The 19,029-nt window shown below is 68.7% G+C and carries 15 protein-coding genes and 1 pseudogene; 8 read left to right on the forward strand and 8 right to left on the reverse strand.

Annotated elements, in window-relative coordinates:
- Both ABD210_RS04310 and ABD210_RS04315 read left to right on the forward strand, forming a co-directional pair.
- Positions 1-766, forward strand: a pseudogene (locus ABD210_RS04310) (hypothetical protein); the annotation flags it as partial.
- 661 nt (positions 767-1,427) lie between these two features.
- On the forward strand, positions 1,428-2,054 hold the full coding sequence (locus tag ABD210_RS04315) for a hypothetical protein (protein ID WP_344108973.1): 627 nt from the start codon (positions 1,428-1,430) through the stop codon (positions 2,052-2,054).
- Positions 2,055-2,062: 8 nt separating this feature from the next.
- Here the strand turns inward: ABD210_RS04315 and ABD210_RS04320 are convergent, their stop codons facing one another.
- Positions 2,063-2,824: a polysaccharide deacetylase family protein gene (locus tag ABD210_RS04320; protein WP_344108975.1), complete on the reverse strand. Its 762-nt coding sequence runs from the start codon at positions 2,822-2,824 to the stop codon at positions 2,063-2,065.
- A gap of 90 nt (positions 2,825-2,914) precedes the next feature.
- On the opposite strand from ABD210_RS04320, the gene ABD210_RS04325 reads away from it, so the two are divergent.
- Positions 2,915-4,768: a bifunctional metallophosphatase/5'-nucleotidase gene (locus ABD210_RS04325; RefSeq protein WP_344108977.1), complete on the forward strand. Its 1,854-nt coding sequence runs from the start codon at positions 2,915-2,917 to the stop codon at positions 4,766-4,768.
- On the opposite strand, the gene ABD210_RS04330 is transcribed toward ABD210_RS04325, so the two are convergent.
- From ABD210_RS04330 to ABD210_RS04350, 5 genes are all read right to left on the reverse strand, one after another.
- The gene (locus ABD210_RS04330) at positions 4,761-5,336 is read right to left on the reverse strand and encodes a nicotinamidase (RefSeq protein ID WP_344108979.1); all 576 of its coding nucleotides are present in this window, start codon (positions 5,334-5,336) and stop codon (positions 4,761-4,763) included. The genes ABD210_RS04325 and ABD210_RS04330 overlap by 8 nt on opposite strands.
- Before the next feature lie 235 nt (positions 5,337-5,571).
- A complete protein-coding gene (locus tag ABD210_RS04335) occupies positions 5,572-7,098 on the reverse strand; it encodes a hypothetical protein (protein WP_344108981.1) in 1,527 nt (508 codons plus the stop codon).
- 99 nt (positions 7,099-7,197) lie between these two features.
- Positions 7,198-8,529, reverse strand: coding sequence for a carboxyl transferase domain-containing protein (locus ABD210_RS04340; protein WP_344108983.1), 1,332 nt, complete (start codon positions 8,527-8,529; stop codon positions 7,198-7,200).
- Positions 8,517-9,665 (reverse strand): CaiB/BaiF CoA transferase family protein, encoded by a 1,149-nt coding sequence (locus tag ABD210_RS04345; RefSeq protein ID WP_344108985.1) that lies wholly within the window; start codon positions 9,663-9,665, stop codon positions 8,517-8,519. Before ABD210_RS04345 ends, ABD210_RS04340 begins: the two co-directional genes overlap by 13 nt.
- A gap of 3 nt (positions 9,666-9,668) precedes the next feature.
- Positions 9,669-10,991, reverse strand: coding sequence for an SLC13 family permease (locus ABD210_RS04350; protein WP_344108987.1), 1,323 nt, complete (start codon positions 10,989-10,991; stop codon positions 9,669-9,671).
- A 73-nt stretch (positions 10,992-11,064) separates the two neighbouring features.
- Here ABD210_RS04350 and ABD210_RS04355 point away from each other — a divergent pair, with 73 nt between their 5' ends.
- Complete coding sequence (locus tag ABD210_RS04355; protein WP_344108989.1) at positions 11,065-11,766, forward strand: FadR/GntR family transcriptional regulator; 702 nt, start codon at positions 11,065-11,067, stop codon at positions 11,764-11,766.
- Complete coding sequence (locus ABD210_RS04360; RefSeq protein WP_344108991.1) at positions 11,763-12,527, forward strand: sulfite exporter TauE/SafE family protein; 765 nt, start codon at positions 11,763-11,765, stop codon at positions 12,525-12,527. Before ABD210_RS04355 ends, ABD210_RS04360 begins: the two co-directional genes overlap by 4 nt.
- Before the next feature lie 105 nt (positions 12,528-12,632).
- On the opposite strand, the gene ABD210_RS04365 is transcribed toward ABD210_RS04360, so the two are convergent.
- Entirely contained in the window at positions 12,633-13,661 is a 1,029-nt protein-coding gene (locus ABD210_RS04365) for a hypothetical protein (protein ID WP_344108993.1), read from the reverse strand.
- 108 nt (positions 13,662-13,769) lie between these two features.
- Here ABD210_RS04365 and ABD210_RS04370 point away from each other — a divergent pair, with 108 nt between their 5' ends.
- The 3 genes from ABD210_RS04370 to yicI all read left to right on the forward strand — a co-directional run bounded on the left by ABD210_RS04370 (position 13,770) and on the right by yicI (position 18,339).
- Complete coding sequence (locus ABD210_RS04370; protein WP_344108997.1) at positions 13,770-15,008, forward strand: D-arabinono-1,4-lactone oxidase; 1,239 nt, start codon at positions 13,770-13,772, stop codon at positions 15,006-15,008.
- Positions 15,009-15,094: 86 nt separating this feature from the next.
- Positions 15,095-16,120 carry a LacI family DNA-binding transcriptional regulator gene (locus ABD210_RS04375; protein WP_344108999.1) on the forward strand — a complete coding sequence of 342 codons (1,026 nt, stop codon included), beginning with the start codon at positions 15,095-15,097 and terminating at the stop codon, positions 16,118-16,120.
- Positions 16,117-18,339, forward strand: a complete 2,223-nt coding sequence (gene yicI, locus ABD210_RS04380) for an alpha-xylosidase (RefSeq protein ID WP_344109002.1) — start codon at positions 16,117-16,119, stop codon at positions 18,337-18,339. The genes ABD210_RS04375 and yicI overlap by 4 nt, the downstream gene beginning before the upstream one ends.
- Here yicI and ABD210_RS04385 read toward each other — a convergent pair.
- Positions 18,322-19,029, reverse strand: coding sequence for a cache domain-containing protein (locus ABD210_RS04385; RefSeq protein ID WP_344109004.1), 708 nt, complete (start codon positions 19,027-19,029; stop codon positions 18,322-18,324). The genes yicI and ABD210_RS04385 overlap by 18 nt on opposite strands.

Consider the following 19,029-nt stretch of genomic DNA (forward strand, 5'->3'; position numbering starts at 1 on the left):
AGCCGACCGCGACACCCCCCACCCCAGCCACCCCGCCCACCCACTCGACCCACCCCCACGCCGACCCCACACCCACACCCACACCCGCGCCGGCACCGGCACCGGCACCGGCACCGCCGAACAGATCGTCTACGGGCTGGACACCGCCGCACGCCAGGACCTGGCCGCGAAACTGGCCGCGATCAAACACGCTGCCGACACCAACATGAGCAGCAGCAGCGGCGGCGGTGGCGGTGGTGGTGGGTCCGGTGGTGGTGGGTCCGGTGGGCGTAGACCCGGGCGGATCAAGCTGTATGTCCACATCACCGACGAGACCCTGCTCGCCGGTGCCGGAACCGCGCGCGTCGAAGCCTTCGGACCCGTGTTCGCCGCCAAGCTCGCCGAACTGCTCGGCCACGACCGCATCACCGTCCAGCCCGTGATCGACCTGAACGACCACGTCAGCGTCAACGCCTACGAAATCCCGCACCGGATCCGGGAACGCATCAAACTCACCTACCCGGTCGAGCAGTTCCCCTACGGCACCCTCGAAACCACCACCAGCACCGACCTCGACCACGTCACCCCGTTCGACCCGACCGGACCCCCGGGACAAACCAGCACCAGCAACCTGCGACCCCAAGGCCGCCTCAGCCACCGCATCAAAACCCACGGCGGCTGGAAAGTCCGCACCCTGAACAACCACGCCCTCGAATGGACCACCAAACACGGCTACAAATTCCGCGTCGACCACACCGGCACCCACCCCATCACCAACGACGACTAGCCGGCTACAACGAGCCGACCTGACGCCCTCTCTATGTCGGCGATTTCTGGAGGTGGTCCGACTCACCGGCCCAGGGTAGAGACGCCGCCAGCCGGCGAATCGCGGGCGCCGCGCCAGCTGCCCTAGCACCGGGGGTTCCGCGCTGGCTAATCGGGCCTTGGAGATCGTTAGGGCTGGCCTCGAGTGGTCCACCGGCCGCAAGCGACCGGATGCCGCATTGGCCGCCCTGCAGTGCGTGCCAAGCCCGGCTCGACAGCCTCCCGCTGGCATAGCGACCGCCTGCGAGACGCCGCGCACGGCGACATAGGAGTCGCGCTTCGTGAGGTCAGCAGCGACGCAGGGCGGCATGAGACCCTGCGGTACGCGTCAGGCCGAGTTCTCCTGCAGACCAGGCCGGCACCCCCTTCCAGTTGCCAGTTGCCAGCGCCGCTGCCGGGGATGCATCAGCCGCACTCCACGGTGGGGGCGTTCGCAACGGGGGAGGGTTTGCGCCAAACCACCACACTCCGCGGCGGGCCGCGCTGCACTACTGGATGGCATATGCGGCGACGTAAGACGCGCTCACCGGGTGGGTGGGAGGTGCGACGGAGGAGCGGCGCGGGGGCGTCGTACGGGGACTAGGTCGGCGGGGCGGTGAACCCCCGGGTGAGAGGCTGGGGGAATGAGTGAGCGAGTACCGGTGCAGACGTTTGTTGTCGGCGTCGATCGTGCGGCCGTGTTGGCTCGGCGGGACCATGTCCGGCGGCTTCAGCGGCGGGGGGCGTGGGTCACCCTGGGGATCGGTGCTGTCGGGATCCTCGCCGCGCTGTTTGCGTTGATCGTGTTCCGGGGTGCGGGACTGTGGCCGTTCGCGGTGTTGCTGATCCTGAGCATGCTGCCGCTCGTCGCAAGCACCGTGCTCGCCCTGCGCCTCAACGCGGAGCGCCAGCGCTGGTACGCCGCGAGCGAGTTGCCGCCGGTCGCCATGCGGATGTCACCCAAGGGGCTGGAGCTCGCCTGCGAGGGAGCGAAGTACCCGGTGATCCTGCCCTGGCCGACAGTGCGCGGGTTCAAGCAGGAGAAGGTGTTCGGGCAGTTCGTGCTCGACTTGCGGCTCGCGCCGGGCATCGGGGCCACCACAGCCGGAGTACGAGGTCTTGATCAGGCGGCGGTGCGGGCGGTCGTCAAGCCCAGCCCGCTGCTGAAGCCGACCGGGCTCTACTTGGTGAGCGCCCTCGACCAGCCGGTGCACGTCATCGACCAAGCCCTCAAGCACTTCTCCGATGGTCAGGCGGGCATCAGTCGGTGAGCCCGGGCTCAGCAGGGGAGTGAACGGAAGGCGTAGCCCTGGGCGGCTAGTTGGGTGAGTGCGCGGTCCAGCGCTGCGACCGTTTCGGAGCGGTTGCCGCCGCCGTCGTGCAGCAGGATGATCGCGCCCGGTCTGGCTCCGCGGAGGATCGCGCGTTCGATCTTGGCCGCGCCCGGCTTCGTCCAGTCCTTGGTGTCCACGTCCCAGAGGACCTGACGCAGGTGGTACGACGCGGCGATGGCCGCGACCCGCGCGTCGGTGTCGCGGAACGGCGGCCGGAAGCACTTCGACTGCACGCCTGTGGAGATCTCCTGCCGGATCCGCGCGTCCGTCAGGTGGGTGAGCATCGGGTGGTCCCAGGTGTGGTTGCCGACGTGGTGTCCGTAGCTGCGCTCCAGCTCGACCAGCCCAGGGTGCGCGGCGACCTCACGGCCGAGCACGAAGAACGTGGCCTTGGCATGGTGCTTCGCCAGCACGGCCAGCACCTTCGGCGTGTAGATGGGCTGCGGACCGTCGTCGAACGTCAGGTAGAGCACCTTGCCGGCGCTCAGATTCCAGTCGGGCTCAGCCGGGTGCGAGGTTCGCGGGTTCTTCCGGGTGGTCGAGGTGGTCCGTCTGCTGAGCTGCAGCGTGAGGGGCGGGTGCGAGGCGGGGTGGACGCTTGGGGCGGCCTGCGCGGTGGTGTCCTCGACGGGCTTCGTCGGCTGGGTGAACGCGGCGGCGAAGAGGATGACGGCGGCGAGCAGGAGTTTGCCGGGCGGCAAGGTCATGGGCGGCATCTTCTAACGCGGACAGGGCCATCCGGGCACCGGCCCCGTATCGTTCTGCCAGCCACAACCCAACGACGCGTGAGGCGGAGCATGACGGACAACGGTGACTCGAGGACCATGGGCAGACGAACGGTGATCGGCGGCGCCGCCGCGACGGCTCTTGCCGCGGCCGGCTTCCAGGCAGTTCCCGCGTACGCCGGGCCGCTGGGCAAGCACGATCCCCGGACGGTCCGCCTGAGCGTGATGGGCACCACCGACCTGCACGGCAACGTCTTCAACTGGGACTACTTCAAGAACACCGAGTACGACGACTCCGCGCACAACGACATCGGCCTGGCCAAGATCTCCACCCTCGTCACAGCGGTCCGCGAGCGGATCGCACGGGAGGGGCGGACCCCGGCTCCGCTGATGCTCGACGCGGGCGACACGATCCAGGGCACGCCGCTGGCCTACTACTTCGCCAAGGTCCAGCCGATCACCGGCGGCCACCTCCACCCGATGGCCGCCGCAATGAACGAGATCGGGTACGACGCGGCCGCCCTCGGCAACCACGAGTTCAACTACGGCCTGGACATCCTGCGCAAGTTCCAGCGGCAGCTGAAGTTCCCGCTGCTCGGCGCGAACGCGCAGGACTGGACCACCGGACTCCCCGTCTTCCCGCCATACGTGCTGAAGCGGGTCCATGTGCCCGGCGAGCGCCCGATCACGGTGGGCATCCTCGGGCTGACCAACCCCGGTATCGCGATCTGGGACAAGGCGAACGTCGAGAACAAGATCAAGTTCGGCGGCATCGTGGAGCTCGCGAAGTACTGGGTGCCGCGGGTCCGCCGGGCCGGCGCCGACGTGGTGATCGTGGCGGCGCACTCCGGAGCGGACCTGTCCTCCTCGTACGGCGATGCGCTGCCGGTCCCGGAGAACGCCTCCGCCCTGATGGCCGAGGAAGTCCCCGGCATCGACGCGGTACTGGTCGGGCATGCCCATCAGGAGATTCCCGAGCGGCTCGTCACGAACAAGGCGACCGGCGATCAGGTCGTGCTCACCGAGCCGCTGAAGTGGGGTATGCGGCTCGCTGTGATCGACCTTGATCTGCAGAAGGTGCACGGCCGCTGGAAGGTGGTCGCCCGGCACAGCCAGGTGCTGAACGCGAACACGGTCGCGGCGGATCCCCGCGTCACGGACCTCCTGCAGAAGGATCACGACAAGGTTGTCGAGTACGTCAACGCGAAGGTCGGCACCTGCACCGAGGCGATGTCGGCTGCGACCGCACCTTGGGAGGACACGGCCGCGCTCGACTTCGTGAACTTCGTCCAGGCCGACGCAGTCAGCAAGGCCCTGGCCGGTACTCCGCAGGCGTCGTTGCCGGTGCTCGCGATCGCGGCGCCGTTCAACCGGGGCGCGGCGATCCCGGCGGGAGACGTCTCCGTGCGGGACGTGGCCGGCCTCTACATCTTCGACAACACCCTGCTCGGGGTGACGATGACCGGAGCCCAGGTGAAGGACTACCTCGAGTTCTCCGCGCAGTACTTCAAGCAGGTCAGCGGTTCCGGCCCGTTCCCGTCGGACCAGGTCACGAACGCGCCGACCTCCACCGCGCCCACCGGGACACCCGACTACAACTACGACATCCTCGGCGGCCTGACGAAGCCGATGTCGTACCAGATCGACATCGCCAAGCCGGTCGGCTCACGCATCACGGACCTCCAGTACGGCGGGGTCGCGGTGGCGGCGGACCAGCAGTTCGTCGTTGCCGTGAACAACTATCGGCAGTCCGGCGGCGGGAACTTCCCGCACGTGAAGACGGCGCCGGTGGTCTACAACCGCCAGGTGGAGATCCGCCAGCTGATGATCGACTACGTCAGCACCACCGGCGAGGTGAACCCGGCGACCTTCCACACCACCGACTGGTCGCTCACCTCCAACGGCAGCCCGATCGTCGTCAGCTGAGAGTCACACCCGCTGTGCGCAGGTCGTTGATGGCCTGCTCGGTGCTGGCCGGCGCCACCCCTGCGGTGAGGCCGGCCAGCACCGTGGTACTGAATCCTTCGGTCCGGGCGTCCAGAGCGGTGGCCCGGACGCAGTAGTCGGTCGCGATGCCGCAGACGTCGACCTGGGTGACGCCCTTCTGCCGGAGCCAGTCGGCGAGGCCGTTGCCGTCCTGGCTCTTCCCCTCGAAGCCGGAGTACGCCGCGGCGTACTCGCCCTTGTCGAAGATCGCGTCGAACGGCTGCGGATCGAGGTTCGGGTGGAAGCCCACGCCGTCCGTGCCCGCTACGCAGTGTCGCGGCCAGGAGTTCACGAAGTCGGGGTTCTCGGAGAAGTGGTCGCCCGGGTCGATGTGGTGGTCCCGGGTGGCGACGACGTAGGAGTACTCCTTGTCCTCCGGCTCGGCCTCGTGCCACTTGTGCAGCAGTTCGCCGATCCGGAACGCGACGTCCGCCCCGCCGCTGACGGCCAGGGTGCCGCCCTCGCAGAAGTCGTTCTGAACATCGACGACGATCAGTGCCCGGGCCATCGCAACGCTCCTTCGGGGTCTCCTTCGCCCCACGTTACAGTCCGGGCCCGGTTTCAGGCGGCGATGACGCTGCCGCCGTTGACGCGGATGATCTCACCGCTGGGTAGCGGTGGTGCGGGGCGAGCAGAGGAACACGATCGCCGCCGCCACGTCCGCGGCCTCCGGCAACCGCCGCGCCGTGAACTGCCGGCACCCACTGCTCGGGCTCGGCGTCGGCCCGCGCAAGCGATGAGGTTCAGGCGGTGAGGCGTTTGCGAAGTTCTTCGAGGTCTGTGGCGATCGAGGCTGCTCGGTCGGCGTCCGTGGCGGTGTACGCCGCGAGTTCTGCTGCGGCTTCGGCGGACTTCTCGCGGAGGCGACCCATGCGAGCGGCGGCATCAGCGTGCTCCGCCGCCTTCCGCTTGCGGGCCTTCAGGTACTGGTAGGCGCCGGCCGCGACGACCGCCAGGCCAACCACGATCCAGAACGGGTGCAGCAGCGAGAGTCCGATCGCGATCACGACACCGGCCGCCGCGGTCGTGAACGGGCCGACGAGGTCGCCGGTCGACAGCGGTTCCACCTTGCCGACGATCGCGGACTCGGCCCATTCCATCGACTGTGCCTCCGGACCATCCGGCGTGAGCGTGATCCGCTGCCACTCGATCTCGCTGGTGACCTGATTCGGGGTGGGCCGGCTCGCGTTCCGGGCCAACTCCTCGGCGCCGGCAACTACTCCGGCGGTCACTACTCGCAGCGCGGCCGCGGCCAGGTGCGGTTCGTCCGAGCGTCGGAGGTCCGCCTCGAGCAGCTTCTGGACTGTTCCGGCCGGGTCGTCGATCGAGCCGCCGCCGATCGCGTTCGCGCCGCCGATCCGTGCCCGTAGTTCGGTGATCCGCGCCAGGGGAACGCGCTCGGGTTCGCTGCCTTCGGAGATCAGCAGGCGCAACAGGGCGGAGGTGCTGTCCGAGTCGGGCCCCTCGGACGCGCCGTACGCGAGGTCGCGATCGGGCTCTAGTACCGCGGTGTCGCCGGTTATGGTCTCGACGGCTGCGCGGAGTCGGCTGAGCCGGGCGCGGGTCTTGACCTGGTCGACGAGCTCGGGGAAGGGCGGAGCAGGTGCCAAATCCAGGTCGGACCTGGACTCCACAGCTGCGAGCCACCGCTCCGCAGAAGCCGTTTCCGGCACTTGCAGCCGCTGGACGATCATGTTCAGCCCCTCTGCACCGAACCCGCCGCGGGCGCCCGCAGTCCACAGCGCGCGCTGAACGCGGGTGACGGTTCCGTCGGGAGCGAGAGCGGCGAACGCCGTGTTCAGCCAGTTTGAGCTCACCTGGTTCCGGCGCCCGAGGGCAGCGAGCGCGAGGCAGAGGAAGATCGAAGTACGGCGTTCGTCGAGCGCCATCGCCTCGTCCAACGGTCCGCCGGCAAGGTCGTCGGATGCGGGTCCGCTGAGTGCCTCCACCGCGGGCCCGAGCCAGTAGCCCGCTACCTTGCGACCGGGTGCGGGCGGCTCGTCGCCGGAAGCCAGAGCTGACAGCACCTGCCCGGCGTGACGCCGGACCTCTGCGGCGTCAGCGAACCCGATCAGTTCGTAGCGGATGTCGGACAGCTCCACGAAGGCATCGAAGGCGGCGGCCAGGCTCGACAGCCTGGACTCCATGCCGCCCTGCAACTGTGAGAGCTGGGAGCGAAGAGTCCACGTCTCCGATGACGCCCGGGCCATCTCGTCCCGCAGTTCTTCGAGCTGCTTGTTCTGGCGGTTCTCGGTGTACCAGTCCGTCATGCCCGCGGCTCCCGTCCGTTCGGATCTTCCGCCGCACAGCATCTCGCGACGCAGGGGTCAGTCCCTTGCTGGACACGGAGGACGCGGACGCCCTGTTCGTCAGCGGGCTGTGAGGTGGGTGGCGCATTCGGCGGCAACCGCGAGGGCGAGTGACTCCGGGGTGTCGTCGTCGCGTTCGGGAACGATGTGGTGGACCGTGCCGGTCTCGCGCAGTGCGGTGGCGGTGATGCGCTGGGCTGACGCGAGCTCGGCGGCGTGGGTGACATCGCCGTAAAGGATCGCGCTGGCGCCCTCGGGCGGCAGCGGCGCCAGCCAGGCGTGCTCTGCCGCGATCACGACAGTTGCCGGGAGCAACGCCAGCGCGCCGCCGCCGGTACCTTGACCCAGCAGGACCGAGACGGTCGGAACCGTCAGCGTGGTCATGGTCGCGATGCATTGCGCGATCTCGCCGGCGATCCCGGCTTCCTCGGCGGCAGGGGACAGCTCAGCGCCTGGTGTGTCGATCACGGTGACCAGCGGAAGGCCGAGTTCCTGGGCGAGGCGCATCCCGCGGCGCGCCTGCCTCAGGGCGACCGGGCCGAGCAGGGTCGACTGCGAACGATCCTGGCCGACCAGCACGCACGGCTGCCCGTCCAGTCTGGTGAGAGCGACGATGACGCTGGCATCGGGCTCGGTCAGCCGGACCGTGCAAGTTGCGCCGTACCGCAGCAGATCCCGGACCCCCGCGCGGCCCGGGCGCCGGGTCCGCAGTACAGAGCTCCAGCCGTCGGTCGCGTTGGTTTCTCCCGTACGCCGAGGCAGCGCGGGCGCGGTCGCCGGATCGACCAGTACGCCGAGAGCGCGATCCAGCAGCACCGGGAGCTCCGCGGACTCGACCACGCCATCGATCACCCCATGGGCGGCGAGGTTCTCGGCGGTCTGGACGCCGGCTGGAAACGACTCTCCGTTGAGGGCCTCGAAGACCTTAGGGCCAAGGAAGCCGATCAGCGCGCCGGGCTCCGCCACGGTCAGGTGTCCGAGCGACCCCCAGGACGCGTAGACGCCACCGGTGGTCGGATGCCGGAGGTGGACCAGGTAGGGCAGGCCCGCCGCGCGGTGATCCATCAGCGCACGCGAGATCCGGACCATCTCCACGAAGGCGGGCGCGCCTTCCTGCATCCGGGTTCCACCCGAGGCGGTCGAAGCCAGGATCGGAAGTCGCTCGGCGGTCGCCCGTCGTACGGCGTTGGTGATCCGGGTGGCGGCGACCTCCCCGATGGAGCCCGCCTGGAAGGCGAATTCGCTGACCAGTACGGCGACCGGTCGGCCGCGCATGACTCCGCGTCCGGTCACCACCGACTCCTCGGTGCCGTCGTCGAGGGACTCGAAAGACCCAGCATCGAGCACGACGTCGATCAAGTCGCGCGCGCCCGGCCGCTTCACGACAGCCATGCTCGGATCGCGTCGCCATGCTGATCAAGCGTCGGGGGAGCGGTGTGCTCGCGCGGCGTCGTTTCCGCAGTGCCCGCGAAGAAGCGCAGCGGCGGCCCCGGCAGCGTCAAAGATCCCAGCGTCGGGTGCTCGACGATGACCAGGAGTCCTTGGCTCGCCGTTTGGTCCCACGCGTACACCTCGTCGAGGGTTCGCACCTTCCCGGCGGGGATGCCGGCCTCGCCCAATCGCGCCAGCAACTCCTCGGCCGGCCAATCGGCGAACGCCGCCTCGACCACCTCGATCACCCGCGAACGGTTGGCGACCCGCTCCGCATTGGTGCTCAGCCCGTCCACGTCCAGCTCGAAGGCCTCGCAGAACCGTTGCCAGAGGCCCTCACTGCCGACCGCGATCTGAACGGCACCGTCGGCGCAGTGGAACAACCCGTACGGCGCGATCGACGGATGGTGGTTGCCTTGAGCAACGCCGACCTCGCCGGCCACGGTGTATCGCGTGCCCTGGAACGCATGCACCCCGACGACGGCCGCAAGCAGGGACGTCCGTACTACGCTGCCGGTCCCGGTGCGGGAGCGTTCGTGCAGCGCGGCGAGCACCCCGTACGCCCCGTACATGCCGGCGAGCAAATCCCCGATCGGCGTACCGACGCGTTGCGGGTCGTCAGGACCCGAACCTGTGAGCGACATCAGGCCGGCCTCGCCCTGAGCGATCTGGTCGTAGCCCGCGCGGCCGCCCTCCGGGCCGTCGTGGCCGAAGCCGGTGATCGACAGCACCACCAGGCGCGGGTTGCGGTCCCGGAGTTCGTCGACGCCGAGTCCGAGCCGCTCGAGCACGCCGGTCCGGAAGTTCTCCACCAGCACGTCCGCACGATCGACCAGGCGTAGCAGCAAGTCCCGATCGGCGTCGTCCTTGAGGTCGAGGGTGATCGACTCCTTGTTGCGGTTCGCCGACAAGAAGTAGGTCGACTCGCGGGGTTCGCCGACGAACGGTGGTCCCCAGCCGCGGGTGTCGTCGCCGCGGCCGGGTGCCTCGACCTTGATCACCCGGGCGCCGAGGTCGCCGAGCATCATCGTCGCGTGTGGTCCGGCGAGTGCCCGGGACAGGTCGACCACCAGTACGTCATCAAGGGGTCCGGTCATCCTCTATCGCCACCCCGGCAGCACGAGTGCGGCCCAGACCAGCAGCGGGCCGACGACGACCACGATCGTGCTGTAGATCAGAATCTGCTTGTAGTAAACGGGTTCCGAGATCGTGTCCGGCTTGTTCGCCAGCATCAGCGCGCCATTGGTCGAGAAGGGGCTGACGTCGACGATCGTGGAGGCGATGGCCAGCGCGGCGACGAAGAAGCCCGCGCTGATCCCGCCGTTGGCGATCAGTGGGACGGCGATCGGGATGATCACCGGCAGCAGGGCGGTCGAGGACGCGAAGGCCGACACGACACCACCGACGTAGCAGAGGATGAGCGCGCCGATCACCGCCGCGCCGAGCCCCGCCGCCCAGTTGCCGACGAACTCGGGGGAGCCCGCCTCGGTCAGGATCGCCGCGTAGGTGCTGACGCCGGCGACCAGCAGCACGGTCGGCCAGGCGATCTGCCGGACCGCGTCCTTGTGCTCCTTGGGGGCGAGCATGGCCAGGATCACCGCCGCCGTGATGGACACGAAGCCGATGTTCTTGTCGAAGACCAGCGCGACCAGGGCGACGCCGACGAAGGCGATCAGGGTGAGCACCTGGTCCCGCCGTACGCCGAGGGCCTGGGTGCCGGTCCGCGGGGCCGCGCCGAGACCACGGGCGGGCACGGTCGCGCCTCCCTTGTGCAGGTCCTCTGCCACGGTGTCGGGATCGTTCGGGTCGACGCGCTGCGCCATCAGCCGGCGTCCACCCAGGACGAAGAACAGGATGGTCGCCATCACCAGGTTGACGACCAGGCTGGACAGGAAGATCGTCAGCGGGCTGGACGGCAGTTTGTTCTGCTCCATCACCGAGTTGGTGATGGTCCCGTAGATACTGATCGGCGAGAAGCCGCCGCCCTGGGCGCCGTGCACGACGAACATGCCCATCATCAGCGGGTTGATCTTGTAGCGCCCCGCGAATCCGAGGGCGATCGGCCCGATGATTGCGCACGCGGCGGGACTGGCCGCACCGATCGCGGTCAGCAGCGCAGTCACCGCGAACATCACCCAGGGGATGAGTGCGACCCGGCCGCCGACTGCCCGGACGGCACTACTGACTATCAGGTCGACGGTGCCGTTGTTCTTGGCTATCGCGAAGAGATAGGTGACCCCGATCAACGTCAGGATCAGGTCGCCGCTGACGCCGGCCAGGATCTCCTTCTCGCTCAGATCGAGCGAGTACATTCCGACGAGCCACGCCGCGACATATGCGAGCGCGCCCATATTGATCGGCAGCACCGTGCCGATGACGAAGAGCGCGACCAACGCGATGATCGCTACCCATTCCGGTCCCATGTGAAGTCCTTACTCCGGTGGCTCAGTGGCCTAGCCAATAGCTCAGTGGCCCAATTGTCAATACTCTGTTCTCATGGACGACGGCAGCTTTCCCAGACCTGTGCTCCGTACCCGTTTGTACGAGCAGGTCGCCGAACAGATCACCGGGTGGATCGCGGAGAACGACCTCCGCGCGGGTGATCGGCTGCCACCCGAGCGGGAGCTGGCGGTCCGGCTCGGGGTCAGCCGGGCCACGTTGAGCCAGGCACTGGTGGCTCTCGAGGTGATCGGCGTGGTGGTTGTCCGGCACGGTGACGGCACCGTGCTGACCGAACGCGCCCGGACCGGGCCGGTGATCGAGGCGATCCGCGCGCATGCGGATCGACTGCCGGAGATCATCGAGGCACGCGACGCCTTGGAGTCGAAGCTCGCCGCGCTCGCGGCAACCCGTCGTACGGATGCGGACCTGGCCGCGATCCGGGCCGCGCTGGAAGAAATGGAGCGCGAGATCGAGGCGGGCGAGCGTGGGGTCGACGCGGACGGGCAGTTCCACGCGGCCGTCACCGCAGCGGCCCGGTCGGACCTGCTCGCGCAGATGATGGCGGCGCTGGAGGGCTTGATCAAGGAGTCGCGGATCGAGTCGCTGTCCCAACCCGGCCGCCCGCGCGACTCATTGGCCGGACACCGCCGGATCGCCGACGCGATCGCGGCCGGGGATCCGGAGGGCGCGGCGCAGGCTATGCACGACCACGTGATGCTGGTCAGCGACGTGGCGCTGCTTCGCGAGCAGTCGTGACGGGACTCGAGCATCTCGCCCTCCTGGGCGCCGGACTCGGCGCGGGCCTGCTGACGTCAACGGTCGGAGTCGCTTCGCTGCTGAGCTTCCCGGTGCTGATCGCCCTCGGCATCCCGCCGGTCGTCGCCAACGCGTCGAACACCCTCGGCCTGATCCCGGGCAGTTTGAGCGGTTCGTTCGGCTATCGGCGCGAGCTTCGGGAGCAACCACGCATCATGTGGTTCGTCGTGGCCACCTGCGCGATCGGCTCTGTCGGCGGGGCGGCGCTACTCCTGGCTCTCCCCGCTGAGGTGTTCGCCGTCGCAGTACCGTGGCTGATCTTGTTCACCTGTCTGATCGTCGGCGTGCAGCCCTGGATCTCGCGCTGGCTGCAGTCGCGGCACGACGAGTCGCACACCCTTAGACCCCGTACTTCGATGTCGCCGGCAACCACCGTGTTCGCCACTCTGACGGGCGTCTACGGTGGGTACTTCGGCGCCGGCGCCGGGGTGATGATGATGGCCGTGCTCGGGCTGGGACTCGACCTGGAGCTGCGGGTGATCAACGCGCTCAAGACGATCGGCCTGCTGGCCGCGAACCTCGTCGCCGGGGTGATCTTCATCTTCGTCGCCGAGCTCAACCTCACCGCGGTCGGACTCCTGGCCGCGGGCTCCGTCGTCGGCGGCTACCTCGGCTCCCACATCGGTCGCCGCCTGCCGGCCACCCTCCTCCGCATCCTCGTTGTCCTTGCGGGCGTCATTGCCGCCATCCTGATGTTCTGACGCTGTGGCACTCGACCTGCAACGTAGCCGGATCAAGGAAGCGGCGAGGACCGTTGGGGCACTGCATCTCGGCCACCAGCGCGCTCCATGGTTACGTGCAGGCACCTAGCCGTGGGTCTTCGGCGGGGGGATGGTCTGGAGTTTCCGGTGCAGGAGGATGAGGGTTTTGGGGGTCTGGTGGTCCAGGGCAAGGGCGATCTGGTCGAGGATCAGCCAGTACTCCTGCTTGTGTTCCCACTCGAGGGGCAGTGAGGTGATCCGGGCGGTGGCGCAGCGCAGCTGCAGGCGGAACTCGATGATGGTGTGCTCGCCGGCGTAGGCGGGCGACTTGGAGAGGTTCCGGGCGAGGGACAGTTCCTCGAGGAGGGCGGCGTGCATGCGCTGGGCCACGGCGTACGGGTCGTGGTCCTTCTGCCATTCGCGGGCGAGGTCGACGCCTTGTTGCAGCCCGAGGGCGACGAGAGCGATGACGCCGGTCTTGATGGCTTCGGAGAGCACGGAGTCGCCGACCGCGAGGGCGCCCAGTGGTGTCGCGGCGACGGCAACGCCCACCAGCAAGGCGATCTTGACGACGTAGCCGATCAGCTGGTCGAGCAGTGAGTGGTCCCGGTTGATCTCGACTTCCTGCAGTTGGGCGCGGAGGCGGCCGATCTGGTCGCGGGCCGCGCGACGTTCGGCCGGGGTGACGTCGCCGTGTTCGGACAAGGTCGCCAGTACGCCGGCGACGTCGGCGCGGGAGAGATCGAGGAACTCGGCGACCTCGCCCAGCGGCAGGTAGCCGAGTTCGTCGATCGCGACGAGTTGCGGCACCGCCTTCCTGAGCTGTTTCCGCGACCGCCGCCCACTGGTCTCTTGCAGGTGGGCAGCGGCGGATTGAAGCAGCCCGTCCAGATCGCCGACCACGTCCCGAAGGGCGCTGTCCGCGAGGCGCTTGTCGCCGGCGCTGCGGGCCGCCGACCGGCTCTGCTCGTGTGACAGCAGACGTTGCAAGGCTGGCGGGCCTGACGAAACCACCTGATCACCGGCGAGCGGCGGACGGGAGGCAGGCGGGGCGCCGGGCACCTTCGGGGCGCCCTGCGTCCTCGTCACCGACAGCGAATCGTCCCGTCGCGGACCCGGTGCCGAGAAACTCATCAACGCCTCCGAAATGGTTGTCGGATCTCCAGCCTGAGTCGAAGCCGGCTGGTGCCCGCAGGTCGGAACCTCGCCGCCGGCCTACCAGTGCGCGGTTAGGGTTCGAGCATGGCAGACCTGACAAACTGGGCGGGCAATATCACCTTCTCTACCGGGCTGGAGCGGCCTGAGTCGATCCTGGATCTGCAGGAGCTGGTGAGCCGCTCGGACAAGGTGCGCGTGCTCGGCACCGGGCACTCGTTCAACCGGATCGCGGACACCACCGGCACGCTGGTCTCGGTGGCCGACCTGCCCCGGATGACCGAACTCCGCGAGGGGTCCGTCACGGTCTCCGCCGGCCTCCGGTACGGCGAGGTGACGGCCGCCCTGCAGTCCCAGGGATTCGCCCTGCACAACCTGGGGTCGCTGCCGCACATCTCGGTGGCCGGTGCCTGCTCAACCGGCACCCATGGCTCGGGCAACACCAACGGCACCCTCGCCTCGGCGGTCTCCGCGATCATCTTCGTCCGGGCCGACGGCGAACTCGTCACGCTCACCAGGGACGACCCCGACTTCCTCGGCTCGGTGATCTCCCTCGGCGCGCTCGGCGTCACGGTCGGCCTCGCGCTCGACGTGCAGCCGTCGTACGAGATCAGTCAGGTCGTGTACGACGGGTTGCCGGTGAGCAGGCTCGGCTCGGACTTCGAGGAGGTGTTCGCCGGCGCGTACAGCGTGAGCGCGTTCACCGACTGGGTCGACCCGGACGTGATGGTCTGGCGGAAGCTGCGCGCCACCGACGGTGCGGCGCCCCGCGAATGGCTCGGTGCGACGGTCGCCGACGGCCCGCGGCATCCGATCAAGGGGATGCCGGCGGATTTCGCCACCCAGCAAGGCGGAGTGGCCGGGCCGTGGAACGAGCGGCTGCCACACTTCCGGCTCGAGTTCACCCCGAGCAACGGGGAGGAACTGCAGTCGGAGTACTTCCTGCCCAGGGCCAGGGCCGCCGAGGCGTTCGAGGAGATGCGTGCTCTCGGCGGCAAAATGGCTCCGGTGATCCAGGTCTCGGAGGTCAGGACGATCGCAGCGGAAGAGCTGTGGCTCAGCCCGAGTCAGGGGCGGGACACGGTCGCGCTGCACTTCACCTGGATTCGGGACGAGGCGGCGGTGCGACCGGTGCTGGAAGAGATGGAGAAGGCGCTGCTGCCGCTGGGAGCACGGCCGCACTGGGGCAAGGTGTTCACTGCCGATGCCGGCACCCTGCGCGAGTGTTATCCGCTCGTGCCGGAATTCACCGAGCTCACCGAGAAGTACGATCCCGCGGGCAAGTTCCGCAACGACTACCTCACCACCTACCTGCCGCGAGGCTGAGGAGTTGTTGACGGCCCCGGGTTGGTGGCCTAACTTTTGTCGAAACGCTTCGACTAAGCGTTTCGACGATCAGCCGGGAGGCGGCCATGGCGACGATGACCGACGTGGCCAAGCGAGCGGGCGTCTCGGTCAGCACTGTGTCCTACGTGCTCACCGGCACGCGGCCGATCTCCGAGGCGACCCGGGAGCGAGTACTGGCCGCGATGGCCGAACTCGACTACCAGCCGAATGCGATGGCCCGCGGGCTGGCGAGTCGCCAGAGCAACATCGTCGGGTTGCTGCTGCCGCTCACCGGCCGGGGGCTGGGGGCGACCGAGACAGCTTTCGTCACTGGTGCGACCGAGGCGGCGAGAGCGGCCGGCTACCACCTGATGCTGTGTCCCGTCGGCGCTGACGACGGCGACGAGCTGCAGGCGTTGGCCACCCAGCGGCTGCTGGACGGGTTCCTGCTGATGGAGGTCCGGCTGACCGATCGCAGGGTCGAGCTGCTCCGCAAGCTCCAGGCGCCGTTCGTCCTGATCGGCCGGACCAAGAACTCCACCGGCCTGGCCTGTGTCGACATCGACTTCGAGCAGACCGTGGGCGACGCGGTCGCGCACCTGGTGTCGCTCGGGCACGAGACCATTGCCTACGTCAACCACTCCAAGGCGAGCCTGGCCAGCGGCTACGGCCCGGCCAAGCGGACCGAGGCGGCCTTCAAGGTGGCGCTGAAGCGGCACGGAATCACGGGTGTGATGGTGCCGACCGACGACACCGCGGCCGGCGGCCGGGCGGCGATCCGTGAGGCCCGGGAGTGCTGCCCGGCGCTGACCGGCGTCCTGGTGATGAACGAGAGCGCGGCACTCGGCATCCTCGCGGAGCTGCGCGAGGCCGGGCTCGACGTGCCGTGGGACGTCTCGGTGGTGTCGATGGTGACTTCGGCGCCGGTCGCGGAGCTGGCGAGTCCACCACTGACCGCGATGACCTCACCGGGAGCCGCCGTGGGGGCAGCCGCCACCCGCATTCTGCTGGAACGGCTCGGCGGCGGGGCCGGGTCGACGTACGAAGAACTGTTGCCGTGCGCGCTGGAGGTGCGGGGAACCACCGGCGCAGCGAAGAAAAGGAAGAGATGAAGTTCACAGACGGCCATTGGCAGCTGCGTGAGGGGCTGAGGCGGATTCGTGCGGCCGAGGTCGAGACTGTGGAGGCGGGCGAGCGGTCACTGACCGTCTACGCGCCGGCCCGGCAACTCGTGCATCGCGGCGACACCCTGAACCAGCCGCTGTTCAGCGTCACGTTCAGTTCACCCGCGGCCGGAATCATCGGCGTCCGCATCCAGCAGCACAGCGGCGGCCGGCCACAGCGCCCGGCGTACCGGCTGAATGCGGGGGACGAGCACGCGGTCAAGGTCGAGGTGGACGCAGAGACCGCACGGCTGACGAGCGGCGGCCTCAGCGCGGTGATCTCCCTAGCGGGCCAGTGGAACGTGCGCTTCGAGCGGGACGGGCGGCAGCTCACCGGGTCGGGCGCGGGCAGCGTAGGGCTGATCACCGATCCGGCCGGACGGCAGTATCTGCACGAGCAGTTGGCACTGGGCGTCGGCGAAACCCTCTACGGTCTGGGCGAACGGTTCGGTCCGCTGGTGAAGAACGGTCAGGTCGTCGACATCTGGAACGCCGACGGCGGCACGTCGAGCGAGCAGGCGTACAAGAACGTACCGTTCTACTTGAGCAGCACCGGGTATGGCGTCTTCGTGGACACCCCGGCGCACGTGTCCTTCGAGCTCGGCTCGGAACTGGTGTCGCGCAACCAGTTCAGCGTCGAGGGGCACGAGTTGACGTACTACGTCATCGACGGCCCGACTCCCAAGGACGTGCTGACTCGCTACACCGGGCTGACCGGGCGGCCCGCTCGGGTGCCTGCCTGGTCGATGGGGTTGTGGTTGTCGACGTCGTTCACCACGGACTACAACGAGCCGACCGTGACCAGCTTCGTCGACGGGATGGCCTCCAGGGACCTGCCGCTGAGCGTCTTCCACTTCGACTGTTTCTGGATGCGGCAGTTCCACTGGTGCGACTTCCTCTGGGACCCGGAGGCGTTCCCGGACCCGGCCGGAATGCTGCAGCGGCTGAAGGAACGCGGCCTGCGGATCAGCCTCTGGATCAACCCGTACATCGCCCAGCGGTCGGTGCTCTTCGAGGAGGGCCGGGAACACGGCTACCTGCTCAAGCGGCCCGACGGATCCGTGTGGCAGTGGGACCTGTGGCAGGCGGGGATGGCGATCGTCGACTTCACCAACCCGGCCGCGACCGAGTGGTTCCGGTCCAAGCTGCAGGCACTGATCGACCTTGGCGTGGACTGTTTCAAGACCGACTTCGGCGAGCGGATCCCGACCGAGGACGTCGTCTGGTACGACGGGTCGGATCCCGGCCGGATGCACAACTACTACCCGCACCTTTACAACGAGGCGGTGTTCGATCTGCTGCGGGACAACCGCGGCGAGGGCGACGCAGTACTGTTCGCGCGGTCCGCGACGGCCGGTGGGCAGCAGTTCCCGGTCCACTGGGGTGGCGACTGCGAGTCCACCTTCGAGGGGATGGCGGAGTCGCTGCGGGGCGGTTTGTCCTTGGCCGCTTCGGGATTCGGCTACTGGAGCCACGACATCGGCGGCTTCGAGGGGACGCCAGATCCCGCGGTCTTCAAGCGGTGGGTGCCGTTCGGCCTGCTCTCGTCGCACTCCCGGCTGCACGGGTCGGGGTCCTACCGGGTCCCGTGGGCCTTCGACGAGGAGGCCGTCGACGTACTGCGCAAGTTCACGAAGCTGAAGTTGTCCCTGATGCCGTATCTGGCGATGGTCGCGTCCGACGCCCACACAGCCGGTACGCCGATGATGCGGCCGATGGTGCTGGAGTTCCCCGAGGACCCGGCGGTGGCGTATCTCGACCGGCAATACATGCTCGGGCCGGATCTCCTGGTCGCACCGGTGATGAGCGCCGAGGGGGAGGCGCGGTTCTACCTGCCCGAGGGCACCTGGACCGAACTGCTCACGGGTGAACGGGTTGCCGGTTCGCGGTGGATCACCCGGACCTACGGCTTCGACGCGCTGCCGTTGTTCGTGCGGCAGGGTGCCGTGATCGCTTTCGGGGCGGTGGACGACCAGCCCGAGTACGACTGGACCGACGACGTGAGGCTGCGGTGGTACGCACCGGCCGAGGGCGAGGTCGGCCGCGTCCGTCTGCCCGCGCCCGATGGAGGGACGGCTGCGGTTCTCGAACTGACCTTGACGTCCGGCGAACCTCGGGCACGCGTGCTCGAAGGTGCCTGTGATCGGTTCTCAGTGCAGGTCGACTAGCGCCAACGGGAGATCGCGGATCTGGTGTGGGGTGGCGTCCGGCGCGCGGAGCAGTGTGCCGCTGACATGCCGGGCGCTGTTGCTCAGGACGACGCGGCCCTCGGCGTTCACGATGGCAACGGTTCGGCCGGCGGCACGGAGTGAGGGCAGGACCGCCTTCTCGAAGGTGAACACCCGCACGTCGGCACCGGCGACTCCGACGAACGTGCTGCCGGCCGCCACCGGGACGGTGAACGTCAGCGTGTAGTCGTCCGTGCAGAGATAGTCCACGTACGGTCCGGTGATGTGCCGTCGCCCGGTGTCGCGCGGGACGTCGTACCAGGGCAGCGAGCCGTAGTCGTAGAAGTTCTCGCCGCGCGGATCGGTGTCCACCAGGAGCCGCTCGGCAGACCCGTTCCGGAGCATGAACCACTCGAGCCACCAGCGTGAGTCCGCCAATGCGTCCACGGCAGCGACGAAACCAGCGCCCTGAATGCGCGCGGACGGGTCCTCGAGGCTCGGCAGCACCAGCGCGCCGACGCCCGCCAGATCGGTACGGCGGACAGCTTCGTGGCTGGTGAAGACCTCGGCCACGTTCGCGGCGATCTTCTCGGCCAGGCCGAAGGCCTCCCCGACGACGGCGTCGACCAGGGTCAGGATGCCCGCGATGCCGGGATCGTCGGTGCGCGCGGGTGTCTGCTGTGTGCTCAC

The sequence above is a fragment of the Kribbella alba genome, from assembly GCF_039529635.1.
GTDB lineage: Bacteria > Actinomycetota > Actinomycetes > Propionibacteriales > Kribbellaceae > Kribbella > Kribbella alba.